The organism is Dyella sp. 2YAF14 (genome assembly GCF_052114725.1).
In the GTDB taxonomy this organism is placed as follows: domain Bacteria; phylum Pseudomonadota; class Gammaproteobacteria; order Xanthomonadales; family Rhodanobacteraceae; genus Dyella.
In genome coordinates this window covers 237,066-252,152 of sequence record NZ_JBFRFH010000005.1, presented here as the reverse complement: position 1 = coordinate 252,152, position 15,087 = coordinate 237,066, and the positions used below count along the sequence as shown (strand labels likewise).

The following is a 15,087-nucleotide window of genomic DNA, read 5'->3' as shown; positions in this document are numbered from 1 at the left end:
GCCGGCGATGTCTACGGGGTGCTGGGCGCCATCAGCTGGTGCACCAGCGCCTCGTGTTCGGCATCGATCTTCTTGAGCCGCGTCTGCATGGCTGCGTCGCTCACCCATTGCGCGCTATAGGCGCGGCGGCGATCGAGATTGAATTCGATGTCGGCAAACGGCACCAGGGTCTCGTTGCCGGCCGGTGAGAAGCCGCTGATGTCGTGGATCAGATGCAGCTTGGCCAGTTCCGCCTGGGCGTTCTTGCCCTTGGCATAGGAAGTAAGCGCCGCGGCCACCCGCTGGCGCAGTTCCGCCGGCAGATCGGTGCGGATCACCACCACGGCATGGGGAATCAGGCTGGACGTCCATAACACGCGCAGGCGTGCGTACTGATCGGGAAAGCGCTCGGCAAAGCGCTCCATGTCGGCAGTGTTGTTGGAAGCGACGTCGGCTTCGTCGTTGGCCACCGCCAGCGCATTGTTCTGGTGGTTGTCCACCGTCACGCCGGCAAAGAAGGTGTCCGAGTCCAGCCGTCGGTTGGCAAAGACCTGGGTCTCGGGCACGAGATAACCGGACACCGACAACACTTCGCCGCGCGCATAACGCAGCTTGCCCGGCTGGCGGAACAGGTCGTCGAGGTTGCGGATGGGCGAATCCTTGGCCACCAGCAGCACCGAGTAATAGCCACGCGAACCGTTGCTGCGCGTGAGTTGGGCGATGACCTGCATGCGGTCGTGGATGACTGCATCGAGCGCCAGCCGGCCCGAGACAAAGGCGAAGTCCACGCGCTCCTCGGCCATGGCCTGGCCCAGTCCCTCATAGGTGCTGACCGAGAGACTGCGGATGGGCAGATGCAGCGTACGACTGAGGTCGTCCAGCATGGGACGCCAGGCCGCCAACGATTCGGACGGGCCGCCGATCGGCAGAATGCCGAAGGTCAGCGCATTGATGTGGCCGCTGTGCTGCGGCGCTTCGGCAGCGACAGCCGATGTACCGAGGACGGCGATCAGCAAGGGGGCCGCGCACAGCAGCCTCAGGAAACCGCGCCGCTTTGGCCTGATGCGTGGGGCGGCGATGGCGGCCTTCGGCAGCGCAGGCTGGCCGATGGGCCGCGAAAACTGTCCGTCTGTGCTGTTCTCGGCGAGTGCATCCGGAGCGAGGCGCATAGGCGGGCGGGCTACCGTCGGATCAGCGGCGTGGCGATCAGAGGCCGCTGATGCGGCGCGAGGCCACCACGGCCTCGACGCGGTTACGTACATTCAGCGCGCGGAAGATCGCCGCCAGATGGATCTTCACCGTGCCCTCGCTGATGCCCAGGTCGCGGGCAATCAGTTTGTTCGGCTTGCCCTGCGAGAGCAGGCGCAGCACATCGATCTGGCGTTCGGTGAGCAACTTGCGCAGCCGCTCTTCCAGCGAGTCGGCGCCGGGCGGCAGCTGCGACGCCGTGGCGGGCGGCGGTGTCGGCACCGTGCCGTCCACGCGCTCCTGCAACAGCAGCGGCGGTACGTAGACGCCGCCGGACAGCACCAGGCGCACGGCCGAGAGCATCACGTCGGGCGAATACGCCTTGGGAATGAAACCCTGCACGCCCATGGCCAGCAGGCTCTTCATCAGCGCGCCGTCCTCCGAGCCGGACAGCACCATCACCGGCACGTGAGGCAGATGTTCGATGACCTCGGCCAGGTGCTCGCTGCCCTGGACACCCGGCATGGCCAGGTCGATCAGCGCAAGCGACAGCGACGGCGCCTCCGGCGAATGGATGGCCTCGCGTAGTTCAGCCATATCCATGGCCATCACAAAATCAGTGTCCGGCCCAAGCTCGGCCAGCTTGAGCTTGACACCCTCGACGATCAGCCGATGGTCGTCTGCGATCAATATGCGCATCTCATTCCCCATGGCGCTGTACGGTAATCCCATCACCGCACGTCCGCCTACGCAACATAGCCCCAGCCAGTTCGCGCGGCAACCACAAAGCGCGTACGAACGGCATAGCCTCAACGAGATATGGCCCCTCGCCGCGCCAATCGTGAAAATGCCGCCGCGATCGGGGGAATCGCTCATCGATACCGCCGCTGGGTGGAAGCGGAGCGTTCGGGTCGTGCAAGCCGTTGGCACGATCCACCGCATACCTAGAGACTTGGCACCAGATGAATGACACGCAACGCGCCACCGGCCTGCCCGAGCCACTGCGTGCTGTGCCCAGTCTTCCCCCGAAACCCGTTGGAACCTCCGGCATGCGGGATCTAATGCCCGCGACGGCCGGTTCGCCATGGATGGCCCTCTTCCCCGGAGACGCGCTCGTCTCCGGTTTTTCGGGCTGGGTCTCATGGCGGGCACTGCTTGGTCGGCACGACGAGGCGTATCGTCGTAGACTTCGGCGCTCATCCCCGTCCGACGCGGCAACGTGGTCCGGCGGGGGCAATGGAGCGACATGCAACAGGCTTTGACGGCTATAGGTGCCATGCGGCTGCTGGAAAGTTTTGCGCCTCTGTTCGCATATGGCCTGCTGATCGACGAGCAGGCCACCAGCCAGAATCTCTCCGACGACGAATTGCCGTCCGTGCACGCTCGCGCAGTCGCCCTGGTGGAACAAAGCCGCGGCGCGGCGTTTGCGCGCGGCAAGCTGCTGGCCCAGGTCGAGCTGGCGGCGTTTGCCGTCTCGGCATGGTTTGACGAAGTAGTCACGCGTCACGGCGGCTGGCGCCAGGTGACCCCGCTGCAGCAGACACTCTTTCGTACCGGCGGGGCGGCCACCGAATTCTTCGACCAGCTCGGTCGCCTTGGCAGCAGCGACGATGAAGTCCGCGAAGTGTTCAGCATGGCGCTGTTGCTTGGCTTCGCCGGCCAGTATTACTACGAGCAGGGCGACAGCGGCGAACTGGGACGCATCAAGGCGCTCTACTGCCCGGCCAGCACCGGTGCGGCGAATCTGCTGCAGTCCTTGCAGCGCGAATCGGTGACGCCGCAACCCTATATGACACCCGGTTCCCCTGTACTGCGCCTGCCCGTGAGCTGGATGGGGCGCCGGCTCGCGCAGCTGGTGGCGGCGCTGGTGGTGGTGCTGGTATTCGTCGCTTTCGTGGCGCCGCTTTTCAGCCATGCCTTGTCCGAGCAGGCATGGTTCACCAGCAGCCTCATCGTGGCGGCCTTGGCGGTGGTGGGCTGGATCAGCGTGCTGGCCTGGCAATCCCTGGTGATGATGCGCGCCCATACCCGCGTGGCCGACAGTACAGAAGCAGGCTATGGCGTCGGCAGCATCTCGGCGGCAGTGAAGGACGCGGCCCGACGCCTGCGTGGCGCCATCCTGCATCCGTTCCGCCGCCGCGGTCGCTGGCGACAGCTGTCGCGGCACCCGTGGTTGCTGTTTGTGGGCGATAGTGCGGCGGATGTCCGTTCGTTGTTGCAGGCCGCCGCCGCTGCACCGCATGCGCGCGAACTGGCGCGAGCCAATGACACGCGGCCATGGCATTGGTGGGTGTTTCGGGCGCTGGTGGCGATCGAGCCCGGTCCGCGGCTTTCGCATCCGCATGCCACCGTTGGCGATGGCGATGCGCCGTGGTCCAAGGCGCTGGCCCTGCTGGCCAAGGAGCGTCGCAAGCTTCCGCTGGATGGCATGGTGATCTGCATCGCCGCGCAGAGCCTGCGCGAGCCCGACGGCGCTGTCGCCGCACATGCCGATCGCCTGCATCGCCTCGCCGATGAAGCCACGCGTCGCCTGCAATTGCAGTTGCCGGTGTATGTGGTGGTGACGGGGCTGGAGGCCTTGCCGGGACATGCGGCGTTCCGCTCGGCGCTGCCCTTGTCGGTGTTTCGACGCGTATTGGGCTGGCGCCACACGGCGGTGCTCGAAGACGGCGTGCTCGATGCGCGCGTGGAATCCCATGCCGACGCCGTATCCGATCGCCTGCTCGCCATCGCCCAGGCCGTGCTGGCGAGCGAGCGCGATCCACGTCGACGCCGCGAGGCCTTTGCCTTCCTGCAGTCCCTATATGGCGTGCAGCGTGGATTGCGCAGTTTCCTCGAACGGCTTCAGGCGAACGAAGTCCATGGCGAGCGCCGTCTGCACTGGCAAGGTCTGTACGTGACGGGCGGCTCGCGCAGCGATGCGCCCAACGGCGATTTCGTCGACGACTTGTTCAATCGCTTCCTGCCTGCCGACCGCGTCCTGGCGCGCCGCGTCGCTCCCAAAGGCTGAGCGCTTCAGGCGGTGGTGGCGCGCGAAGCGCTCCACGCGACCATCAGTGCTTCGCGCAGTTGTTCCGGCGACACCGGCTTGTAGAGCACGGGAATGCGCGCGGCCATGATTTCGCGCAGACGATCACTGCGCGTTTCGCCGGTGATAAGCAGGCGCGCGAACGGCGGATTGCCGTCGATCTGGTAATGCGCATCCAGCGCGGCCAACACGTCCAGGCCGCTTTCGCCGTCGCGCAGGCGCAGGTCGGAAATCACGATATCCGGCGGCACGTTCCAATCTTCCGCCGCCTGCAACGCCTGCACGCGATCCTCGGCCACCGCCACTTCGCAACCCCAGCTGGACAACAGGTAGCGGATGCCCGAGAGGATGGCGGGCTCGTCGTCGATCACCAGCACGCGCATGCCCGATACATCGGGCGAGGCCTCTTCGACGCTCGCGGCGATGTGCTGCGCGGGCACTTCGGGCAGGTGGAAGCTGAAGACGCTGCCACGCCCGGGCTTGGATTTGAGTTCCACCTGCGTGTCGAGTAATTCGGCCAGGCGTTGCACGGTGGCAAGTCCCAGGCCGAGGCCGCGCCGGCGACCCACATCGTGTTCGTTGCTGTGGCATTCGACCCGGTAGAACTCGTCGAACACGCGCACCTGATGCTCAGGTGCGATGCCGCTGCCGGTATCCCACACGTCCACGCGCGCTGTGCCGTCGGCACGCTGGCGCGCCACCACCAGCACACCGCCGCGGCTGGTGTAGCGAAGTGCGTTGCTCACCAGGTTGTTGAGGATGCGCGAAAGCATGGTGCGGTCACTGCGCACCCACAGATCGGTGGTGCGCATGATCAGCCGCAGGCCATGCTGCTCGGCGATCATGCGGAAATTGCGGCTGACTTCCTGGAACACCTGGTCGAGCGGGAACTCGGCAATCTCGATCTGCATGGCGCCGGTTTCCAGGCGAGACAGGTCGAGCAATTCGCTGAACAGATGATCGAGTGCTTCCACGCATTCCTGGATATGCGCGATGCGGTCCAGGCGCACCGGGTCGCGTTCGTCTTCGGCAAGCGACGATGAAAACAGGGTCAGCGCGTATAGCGGCTGGCGCAAATCGTGCGATGCCGCCGCGAGGAAGCGCGCCTTCGCCACGCTGGCCGCTTCGAGTGCGGCGTTCTTGCGCGCCAGTTCCACCGTGGCGTGTTCGATCTCGCGTTCCATGCCGCGCTGCACGTCGAACAACGCCATGGCGGCGCTGTTGAAGCCGCGCTGCAGTTCGCCGATTTCGGTCTGGTCGGTGACTTCCACTTCCACATGCCGGTCGCCACGACCCAGTTGATGCACGGCATCGACCAGGCGGCGCAGCGGCGCGCTGATCCAGCGCGCGGCCTGCCACGCAATGATGGCGGCCACGAAGAGACTGATCACCAGCGCCACCAGCGCGTGGCGAAGACTGGCCTGCTGCATCGCAATCGCATCGCGCAGGCTCACGTCGACAACGACCGAGCCGAGCACGGGTTGCCCCGGGCGCTCGCTGTCGATCACGTCGCGCACCACAGTCAAGCCTTCGTTGTTATCGGCGCCGCTGCGGCCGAGGCTGTCGGCCAGGATCTCGCCGTCGGCAGCGCGTATCTGCACGCGGGCGACATGCGGCAGGTCGCTGATGGATTCGGCGATGCGCACCAGTTCGCGCCGCTGCATATCGCGCAAGGGTGCGGCGGTGACCGAGGCAGCCTGCGTCGCGATCGCATCGGCGGTGTTCTGCGCCATGCCGCGCAAGGTCATCACTTGCTGCGGCGCCAGCATGGCCACCAGCAAGGTGGCGGTGACCAAAGTCGGGATGAGTGTCACCAGGGCAAGCCGCTGCATCAGCGACGTGCGACGCCACCATTGCACTGTTCGCGAGTTGACCCCTGCACCCATCACGTCCCCTTGCACGCTGCATGCGTCAGGCTGAGCCAGCCTAGCGCGATTTTCCGCGTCAGGCAGCAGGCCGACTGGGGGCCTACGAACGGGCTATGGCGCTTGTCGGTCTTACTCTGGAGGATGGCCCGCCCTGCTCGGCAGGGCGGTCTTGTGGCGTCGGCTGGTAAAGCGTTCCACCAGCAGCGGAACCAGGGCCAGCACCGCAATCGCGCTCAGCGGCATCCACACGCCGCGCTGCATCAGCAGCTCCGGGCCGAAATGGCCGTTGCTCTGCGCCAGAGCCGCGCCAAGGCCGGCACCAATGGACGTCTCGAAGATCAGCGAGACCGTACCGCCCAGCCAGCTGGCGCCCATGAACAGCCATAACGGACAGCGCAGCCAGGCCAGCGCCACCGTGATCAGGCCAAACGGCGCGATCGGCACAAAGCGCAAGAACATGGTGTAGGCCACGGGATGCCGCTCGAAACCATGGTGCAGCTTGTCCACCAGGGCGGGCGGATGCTTGCTCCCTGCACCAAAGGCATAGCGGCTGGCCAGGAACAGGATCAAGGTGCCCAGGGTGAGCCCGATGGACGAGTAGATGCTGCCTTCCACCGCGCCAAAGGCGAAGCCGCCGGCGATGATGATGATGACCGTGCCCGGAATGCCGGTGGACATGGCCAGGGTAAGCAGGCCGATAAAGGTGAAGCGGCTAAGCCACGGCGCCGTCCCGATCTCCTGGCGCAGCTGGTCCTGGTGCTGGACCAGCTGCTCCGGATGCAGCCGGTCCATCAGGCCGGAGCTGAACAAGGCGATGCCGGCTAACACCAGCAGGATCAGCGGAAGAGCGGCGCGCAGGCGGCTCAATAGTGCTGTCCACTCTGACCGTAGGTCGCCAGCACGCTGCGCGCCTCGTCGCGAAGAATGTCGCGGCGCACGGCAATGCCACGCTTTTCGAGCTCACCGATCCAGTCGGCCGGCAGCGGGCCTTCGTCGAACTCGGTAAGTTCTTCGACGTCTTGCGCACGCGCCCCGATCAGCAGCTCATCCACGCCGGCCCACACGGTGGCGCCATAACACTGGCAGCACGGTTGCGCGCTTGTGGCGAGCGCGTAGCGACCGCCGTCGGCGTTGAGCCGGAACGCGGCAAGTCGCTGCTGTGCGCTCATGTACGCCATCATTTCGGCGTGCGCTACCGAACACGTCTGCGGCACCACGCGATTGACGCCCACCGAGACCACGCGTCCCTGGCCATCGAACACCGCGGCACCGAACGGGCCGCCATGGCTGCGCTCGATGTTCAAACGAGAGAGTTCGATGGCAAGAGCCACGCGTTCCTCGTCGGTGATGTAGCGCTTATGCGTATCGACCACTTCGTCGATCCACGGCGGCAGGGTCAGGTGTATCTGTTGACGCAGCATGCAACGTTCCTTGTGACGCGGATATCAACCAGCCTGTTTAGCCCACGCATCACGCAGGGTGACGGTACGGTTGAAAACAGGTTTATCCGAGGTGTGATCGACGCGGTCAGCCACGAAGTATCCGAGGCGCTCGAACTGGAAACGCTGCTCTGGATCGACTTTGGCCGCCGCCGGTTCCAGCCATGCCGTGACCACGCGCTTGGCTTCCGGGTTGATATGTTCGATCCAGGTCTTGCCGTCGGTTTCATCGTCCGGATCGGCCACGTTGAACAAGCGGTCGTACACGCGCACTTCGGTGGCGACGCCGTGCCTGGCGCTCACCCAGTGGATGGTGCCCTTCACCTTGCGGTCGGCGCCTGGCATGCCCTGGCGCGACTCCAGGTCGAGCGAGCAGCGCAGCTCGGTGATGTTGCCGTTCGCATCCTTCACCAGCTCGTCGCATTTGACGATGCCCACGCCACGCAGGCGCACTTCGCCCTCGGGCTTGAGGCGATGGAAACCCTTCGGCGGCACTTCGGCAAAGTCGTCGCGCTCGATCCACAGCTCGCGCGAGAACGGCACGTGGCGCGTGCCGAAGCTCTCGTCCTTGGGATGGTTGGAGAAGGTGAGCTGTTCTTCGTGGCCTTCCGGCAGATTGGTGATCACCAGCTTGAGCGGGTCGAGCACGGCCATGCGGCGGGCTGCGGTCGCGTCGAGATCTTCGCGGATGCAGTTTTCCAGGATCGAGTAATCGATGATGCTGTTCTGCTTGCTCACGCCCAGGCGTTCGATCAACAGGCGCAGGCCGCCCGGCGTGAAGCCGCGGCGACGCAGGCCGCGCAGCGTGTTCATGCGCGGATCGTCCCAGCCATCGACCAGGTTCTCGTTCACCAGCTGGGCGAGCTTGCGCTTGCTGGTGATGGAGTAGGACAGGTTGAGGCGCGAGAATTCGATCTGTCGCGGCTTGGCCGGCTCGGTGCGGAAACCGCCTTCGCGCAGGTGCTGCCACAGCTCCGGATGGTTGACCAGGTCCACCTTGTCGACGAACCAGTCATACAGCGGGCGGTGGTCTTCGAATTCCAGCGTGCACAGCGAATGCGTGATGCCTTCCAGCGCATCGGACAGACAATGCGCATAGTCGTACATCGGGTAGATCGGCCACGCGTCGCCGGTGTTCTGGTGCGTGACCTTGCGGATGCGGTAGATCGCCGGGTCGCGCATGTTCATGTTGCCGGACGTCATGTCGATCTTCGCGCGCAGCGTCTTGGCGCCGTCGGCGAATTCACCGGCGCGCATGCGCTGGAACAGGTCGAGGTTTTCTTCCACGCTGCGCTCGCGGAACGGCGAGTTGCGGCCCGGCTCGGTGAGCGTGCCGCGATAGGCGCGCATATCTTCCGGGCTCAGGTCGTCCACATAGGCCACGCCGTCCTTGATCAGCTTGATGGCCGAGTCGTAGAACACCTCGAAGTAGTCCGAGGCGTGGCGCAGGTCGTGCCACTCGTAGCCCAGCCAGCGCACGTCGTCCTTGATGCCTTCGACGAACTCCGGGTCTTCCTTGCCGGGGTTGGTGTCATCCAGGCGCAGGTTGCACCAGCCGGCAAATTCCTTGGCGATGCCGAAATTCAGGCAGATCGCCTTGGCATGGCCGATGTGCAGGTAGCCATTGGGCTCGGGCGGGAAGCGCGTGCGGATGGCGTGATGCTTACCGGTGGCCAGGTCCTCGCGGATGATCTGGCGAATGAAATCCCTTTGTAGATCGGCGCGTTGACCCTCGGCCTGCGGGGCTGCAGCGGCGGAGGCAGTGGGTTCAACGGCGGCGTTTTCGGTGGACATCGGGAATCGAAGCTCGGTCGCGGTGGCGGAAACGGTGAAGTTTACCTCGTCCGGTACGTGGGGGTGTTTCGGCGGTTTTTCAGCGGCTGGCCGGGGCAGGGAAGAGGCGTCGATCCTCGGTGAACCGCGGCCTTCGCACCGGCAACGCTCAAGCAGGCGGCGCTTGCCGGAATATCGCCGCAGGGGTAGCGTGGCTGGCATGCGTATCGCGTACCGAGCCGAAAGCCTGATCGACGCCCACCTGGTGAAGGACGCGCTGGAGCGCGCCGAGATCCCGGCGTTCGTCTCCGGCGAATACCTCACCGGGGCCGTGGGACAACTACCTGCCCTGGACTACGTAGCCGTGCTGGTTCCCGAAACCAGCCTGGCCGCCGCCGAACAAGTGGTGCGCGAGGTCGAACGGGATCTGCAGGAGGCCCGGCTGGCCCTGAACGACCCCGACGAAGACCCCGACGCGCCGCAGCCCGCCTTCTGCTGAACGGCGCGTTCCCCTGCCGGCGCCGCCGGTATTCCGTTTGTCATGTCGCCCCGGCCCGTTTCGCGTGGCACGGTACCCTGCCGGGTTGCCGCCCGGCTGCTAAGGAGTCACACCCCATGGATGTCACGCTGCAACAGATCGCGTCATTGATTCGCGCCGTACCGGACTTTCCCAAGCCCGGCGTGATGTTCCGCGACATCACTCCGCTGCTGGCCGATGCCGGCGGCTTCGCCCGCTGCATCGATGCGCTGGCCGAACCCTGGCAGGGCAGTGCGGTACAGGCGGTATGCGGCATCGAATCGCGTGGCTTCATCTTCGGCGCGGCGCTGGCGCAGAAACTGCACGCGGGCTTTGTGCCGCTGCGCAAGCCCAACAAGCTGCCGCCGCCGGTGGTGTCGGTGGATTACCAGCTCGAATATGGCGTGGATCGGCTGGAGGCGCGCAACGATGCCTTGCGTCCCGGTGAACGCGTGTTGCTGGTCGATGATGTGCTGGCGACAGGTGGCACCCTGGCCGCGGCGCGTGCGCTGGTGTTGAAGCTGGGCGCGCAGCTGGTGGGCGCCAGCGTGGTGATCGAGCTTGCCAGCTTGCAGGGGCGCGAGCGGTGGCAGGATGGGAGTGCGCCGTTGGAGGCGTTGTTGCGGTATTGAGGTGAACGGGTGTCGCGCACAGGGTGCGCTCCCACAATTTGCAGCACCCTTGTGGGAGCGCACCCTGTGCGCGACACCCGCTTGCCTCATGGCGACACGGGTTCGATGCTCTCCACATAAACCAGCTCACACGCCCCATCACCCGTATCGTCGCGCGTCATCGACGTGCGCCAGCGCCAGCCATCGGCACGACTCGCATCGACCAGAAAGCCTTGCAGGTGGATCACTTCTCCCGCACGCACATGGTCCAGTTCGCGACGAGCGGTGTCGTCGGCGGGAATCATGTGCATATTGGCGCTGGATTGCTCGATCTCACGACGCGGTATCGGAAAATGATCGACGTGCCAGTGGTAAAAACGATTGCCCTGGCTGACCTGGATTTGCGACAACACGTCGCTGTCGGACATGCGCCCCCAGCCCAGCGCGAGATCCGTCGGCGCCAGTGCTGCGCCGGCATCGAACCGGTAGTCTTCGCGTGACAGTACCCGTGCGATGAGCTCGAAGCGTGCACGTGTCTGCAATCTGAAGTCACCGCGTTGCAAGGTGTTGCTGTCGCCGAGGTCGATCTGCGCGGGCACGTCGGTCGCCAGCATGCCGGGGGCGTGCGTGATGGCGCGATGGCGCCACCAGTTGACGCCGCCGAGCAGTGCAATCAGCAACAGGCCGACCAGGATGAAGCGTTGCATGCTGCGTCAGCGCCCCGACTTTACCGCGGGCTTGCCCTCGACAATGCCCGGCTCGAGCAGACCTTCCGGCAGATCGCCGATCACTTCGGCGAAGCGCTTGAGGAAAGTCCCCAGCGACGAACTCTTGCGCCATACCAGCGCAATGCGGCGACTCGGCGCACGACCGGCGAATTCCAGCAGACGTACGTTGTCGGTGCGCGCCACCGGCGGCTTGATGGCGAGCGTGGGGAGCAGGGTGATGCCCACATTCGCGGCGACCATCTGGCGCAGAGTCTCCAGACTGGTGGCGCGAAAACCGGAGCGTTCGCCCGCACCCGCGAGCTGGCATACCTCAAGCGCCTGATCGCGCATGCAATGACCGTCTTCGAGCAGCAGCAGGCTTTCGTCGGCCAGGTCGTCGAGCTTCAGGCGTTTGTGCTTGAGCCCCAGCGGATGGTCTTCCGGCACGGCGAGCACAAAGGGCTCCTCGAACAGGAACTGCGTGTGCAAGCTGTCTTCGTGCAGCGGCAGCGCGAGGATGCCCACATCGAGCGAGCCCTCGCGCAGCATGCGGATCACCTGCTCGGTTTTTTCTTCAACCAGCAGCAGCTCCAGACGCGGAAAATTCTTTCGCACCAGGGGCACCAGGTGCGGCAGCAGGTACGGTCCCAGCGTGGGGAAGATGCCCAGTCGCAGCGTGCCCGATTCCGGATCGCGCGTGCGTTGCGCAATCGCCTTGATCTCGTCGATCTCCGACAGCACGCCGCGCGCGCGGCGGGCGATCTCGCGACCGGTTTCGGTCAGCAACACCTTGCGCGGGGTGCGCTCGACCAGCGCCACGCCCAGTTCGTCCTCCAGCTTCTTGATCTGGGTGGACAGGGTGGGCTGGCTGACGAAGCTGGCTTCCGCCGCACGACCGAAATGGCGGTGTTCGGCGAGAGCAACGAGGTAGCTGAGGTCGCGCAGGTTCATGGGCGGAGCCGATGTTCTTGTGATAGGTGTCGCCTATGATTGTGGGGTTGATGATCGTCATAGGCAATGCCTGGGGCGCCATCAGTCTCGCCGGGCGCCAAGCGCCGAGGTCTGCGCCTGCCCGTGGTAGGACTTGGCTGAAGACGGCCCGCTCATGCCTTTTGGCACTGGGTCCAAAGTCACGGCAGCGCCTAGGGTCGGCGTTTGCTTTACCCAAGGGGAGCTTTTGCGCATGCGCCGTTTTGTCCGTCCACTCGTTCTTACCGCCCTCGCCGCTTGCTGCGGCGCCGCCCTCGCCGCAACTGCGGCCGACGACCAGCCGCACGGCCGCCTGCCGGGCTGGGCCCAGCCGGAGTCCTACCAGCTCGACTTCAAGGTCGACCCGCGCCAGCAGGATTTCTCCGGCACCACCGTGATCAAGGTGAAGCTGAGCCAGGCCTCCGATCACCTGTGGCTGCACGGCCGTGAGCTGAAGGTCAGCAAGGTCACCGTGACCGATGCGGCGGGCAAGGCGCACGCGGCGAAATACGTGGAAGCGGCGCCGAAGGAAGGCGTGGTGCGCATCGATTTCGGCGGCACGCTCAAGCCGCAGGAGCTGACGCTGGCGTTCAACTACACCGCGCCGCTCAACCAGCAGCTGCAGGGCCTGTACAAGGTCAGCCACGAAGGCCAGCCGTACGCGATGACGCAGATGGAGCCGATCAGCGCACGCTTCGCTTTCCCCGGCTTCGACGAGCCCGGTTTCAAGACGCCGTTCGATGTCCGCCTGACCATTCCCAACGACGAAGTGGGCGTGGCCAACACCAAGCAGGTGAAGGAAGAAAAGGCCGGCGACGGCTGGAAGCGGCTGACCTTCTCCACCACCAAGCCGCTGCCGACCTATCTGGTCGCCTTCGGCGTGGGTCCGTGGGATGTGGTGAAGGGGCCGGATATTTCGTCCAACCAGTACCGCACTGCTGCGTTGGAACTTCGCGGCGTGGCGGCCAAGGGCGAAGGCCATCGCCTGCAGCATGTGCTCGGCGAAACGCCGACGATCATCCACACGCTGGAGGACTACTACGGCTTCGGCTATCCGTGGGACAAGCTCGACCTGCTGGCCGCGCCGGATTTCTCCGCGGGCGCGATGGAAAACGCGGGCCTGGTCACCTTCCGCGACTGGCTGCTGCTGATCGATCCGGATTCCCCGGCCAACTACGTGCGCGGCTCGTTCAATGTCACTGCGCATGAGCTGGCCCACCAGTGGACGGGCGATACCGTCACGCTCGCCTGGTGGGACGACCTGTGGCTCAACGAAGCCTTCGCCACCTGGATGCAGCAGAAGGTGACGCAGAAGGTGCATCCGGAATACCGCGCCGATCTCGACCGCGTGCGCGGCGCGCAGGGTGCGATGAACGGCGACAGCCTGGTCACCACGCGCAAGATCCGCCAGCCGATCACCGGCAATGGCGACATCGAAACCGCCTTCGACAGCATCACCTATCAGAAGGGTGCGGCGGTGCTGGGCATGTTCGAAGGCTACGTCGGCGAGGCGACGTTCCAGCAGGGCATGCGCGCCTATGTCCAGGAGCACAAGTTCGGCAACGCCACGGCCGACGATCTGATCAACGCCATCGCCAAGGCGGCCGACAAGGGCGACAACTTCAAGCAGGCGTTCAAGAGCTTCCTCAACCAGCCGGGCGTGCCGTATGTGCAGACCGAGCTGACCCAGGAAGGCGGCAAGACCGTGCTCAAGCTCAGCCAGAGCCGTTACCTGCCCACCGGCAGCAAGGGTGACGACAAGCAGGTCTGGGGCGTGCCGATGTGCGTGCGCTACGGCACCGCCAGCGGCAGCAAGGTGAGCTGCGAACTGCTCGACCAGGCCACCGGCTCGATGGTGCTCGAGGGCGCCAGCAAGGGTACGTGGGTGCTGCCCAATGCCAACGGCAGCGGCTACTACCGTTTCGCGATGACCAAGGGCGACCTCGGCAACCTGGGCAAGCAGATCGGCAAGCTCGACGATGCCGAGCAGCTAGCTTATGCGGATGCGGTCTATGCCAGCTTCAAGCACGGTGACATCGATGCGGGCGACGTGCTCGCCGCGCTCAAGCCGCTGACCTCGTCCAAGACCCGCGAAGTGGCCACCGCACCGCTGACCACCTTCAACTGGATCTACCGCAACCTGGCGCAGACCGATGCCGAGCGCGCCAAACTCGCCGCCTGGGCCAAGGCCGCCTATCTGCCGCGCATGCAGCAGCTGAGCTACCAGCGCAAGGCCAACGAAGCCGATAGCGACTCGCTGTTGCGCAGCACGCTGGCCGACGAACTCGCCTTGACGGTCAAGCTGCCGGAAGTGCGCGCCGAACTGCTCAAGCAGGGTGATGCCGCGCTCAAGCGCAAGGCCGATGGTCGCCTGGATCTTGCGGCCGCCGACGCGGATCTGCTGGGCACGTCACTGGGCGTCGCCGTGCAGGAACGCGGCAAGCCGGCGGTGGACGCACTGATCGCCGAAGTGCCACAGACCAGCGATCCGGCCCTGCGCAATGCCATGCTCGATGGCCTGGCCGAAGCGAACGATCCGTCGCTGACCTTGCAAGTGCGCAACTTTGCCCTCGACAAGAAGGTGAAGGTCGGCGAGATGTCGATGCTGCTGCACGGCAGCCGCGACACCCGCACCGAACGCGATGCGTCGTGGCAGTGGACCACCACCAACTACGACAAGATCGTCGACCGCACCGGCAGCTTCTCGGGCGGTCGCCTGCCTGATCTCGTCGGTGGCGGCGGTTGCTCGCAGGACGAAGCCGATCGCTTGCAGGCGTTCTTCAAGGATCGCGCGAAGGACGTGAGCGGCGCCGATCGCGGCCTGGCCCAGGCCAGCGAATCCACCTTGCTGTGCAACGCGCTGGTGCGCAAGCAGGACGCCGCCGCGATCCTGCGCTGAGCTTCAGGGGCAAGCGAGTGTTACCCAATCGGGCGGCCGCAAGCCGCCCGGTTTTTTTGTGCGCGGCCTCGAACCCTTTTCCCCGACTGGCCCGTTAGACCTGGCGAGG

At 65.4% G+C, this 15,087-nt stretch carries 12 protein-coding genes; 4 read left to right on the top strand and 8 right to left on the bottom strand.

Annotated features, from left to right (window positions below):
- Window positions 1–11: 11 nt before the first annotated feature.
- Together phnD and AB4Y82_RS10980 are read right to left on the bottom strand one after the other, a co-directional pair.
- Window positions 12–1,148 (bottom strand): phosphate/phosphite/phosphonate ABC transporter substrate-binding protein, encoded by a 1,137-nt coding sequence (gene phnD / locus AB4Y82_RS10985; protein ID WP_441603126.1) that lies wholly within the window; start codon window positions 1,146–1,148, stop codon window positions 12–14.
- Between the two features lie 37 nt (window positions 1,149–1,185).
- Window positions 1,186–1,866 carry a LuxR C-terminal-related transcriptional regulator gene (locus tag AB4Y82_RS10980; RefSeq protein WP_441603125.1) on the bottom strand — a complete coding sequence of 227 codons (681 nt, stop codon included), beginning with the start codon at window positions 1,864–1,866 and terminating at the stop codon, window positions 1,186–1,188.
- A gap of 547 nt (window positions 1,867–2,413) precedes the next feature.
- Here AB4Y82_RS10980 and AB4Y82_RS10975 point away from each other — a divergent pair.
- Window positions 2,414–4,177, top strand: coding sequence for a type VI secretion protein IcmF/TssM N-terminal domain-containing protein (locus tag AB4Y82_RS10975; protein WP_441611274.1), 1,764 nt, complete (start codon window positions 2,414–2,416; stop codon window positions 4,175–4,177).
- Between the two features lie 5 nt (window positions 4,178–4,182).
- On the opposite strand, the gene AB4Y82_RS10970 is transcribed toward AB4Y82_RS10975, so the two are convergent.
- The 4 genes from AB4Y82_RS10970 to AB4Y82_RS10955 form a co-directional block, all read right to left on the bottom strand.
- Window positions 4,183–6,081: an ATP-binding protein gene (locus tag AB4Y82_RS10970; protein WP_441603123.1), complete on the bottom strand. Its 1,899-nt coding sequence runs from the start codon at window positions 6,079–6,081 to the stop codon at window positions 4,183–4,185.
- Window positions 6,082–6,192: 111 nt separating this feature from the next.
- Complete coding sequence (locus AB4Y82_RS10965; RefSeq protein WP_441603122.1) at window positions 6,193–6,930, bottom strand: TVP38/TMEM64 family protein; 738 nt, start codon at window positions 6,928–6,930, stop codon at window positions 6,193–6,195.
- On the bottom strand, window positions 6,927–7,484 hold the full coding sequence (locus AB4Y82_RS10960) for a nucleoside deaminase (protein ID WP_441603121.1): 558 nt from the start codon (window positions 7,482–7,484) through the stop codon (window positions 6,927–6,929). Before AB4Y82_RS10960 ends, AB4Y82_RS10965 begins: the two co-directional genes overlap by 4 nt.
- Before the next feature lie 24 nt (window positions 7,485–7,508).
- A complete protein-coding gene (locus AB4Y82_RS10955; RefSeq protein WP_441603120.1) occupies window positions 7,509–9,296 on the bottom strand; it encodes a glutamine--tRNA ligase/YqeY domain fusion protein in 1,788 nt (595 codons plus the stop codon).
- A gap of 199 nt (window positions 9,297–9,495) precedes the next feature.
- Here AB4Y82_RS10955 and AB4Y82_RS10950 point away from each other — a divergent pair, with 199 nt between their 5' ends.
- Together AB4Y82_RS10950 and AB4Y82_RS10945 are read left to right on the top strand one after the other, a co-directional pair.
- Complete coding sequence (locus AB4Y82_RS10950) at window positions 9,496–9,774, top strand: putative signal transducing protein (protein WP_441603119.1); 279 nt, start codon at window positions 9,496–9,498, stop codon at window positions 9,772–9,774.
- A 116-nt stretch (window positions 9,775–9,890) separates the two neighbouring features.
- Window positions 9,891–10,424: an adenine phosphoribosyltransferase gene (locus tag AB4Y82_RS10945; protein WP_441603118.1), complete on the top strand. Its 534-nt coding sequence runs from the start codon at window positions 9,891–9,893 to the stop codon at window positions 10,422–10,424.
- 86 nt (window positions 10,425–10,510) lie between these two features.
- On the opposite strand, the gene AB4Y82_RS10940 is transcribed toward AB4Y82_RS10945, so the two are convergent.
- Window positions 10,511–11,110 carry a hypothetical protein gene (locus tag AB4Y82_RS10940; protein ID WP_441603117.1) on the bottom strand — a complete coding sequence of 200 codons (600 nt, stop codon included), beginning with the start codon at window positions 11,108–11,110 and terminating at the stop codon, window positions 10,511–10,513.
- Between the two features lie 6 nt (window positions 11,111–11,116).
- Window positions 11,117–12,061: a DNA-binding transcriptional regulator OxyR gene (gene oxyR, locus AB4Y82_RS10935; protein WP_441603116.1), complete on the bottom strand. Its 945-nt coding sequence runs from the start codon at window positions 12,059–12,061 to the stop codon at window positions 11,117–11,119.
- 232 nt (window positions 12,062–12,293) lie between these two features.
- Here oxyR and AB4Y82_RS10930 point away from each other — a divergent pair, with 232 nt between their 5' ends.
- Entirely contained in the window at window positions 12,294–14,978 is a 2,685-nt protein-coding gene (locus AB4Y82_RS10930; RefSeq protein WP_441603115.1) for a M1 family metallopeptidase, read from the top strand.
- Window positions 14,979–15,087: the final 109 nt, after the last annotated feature.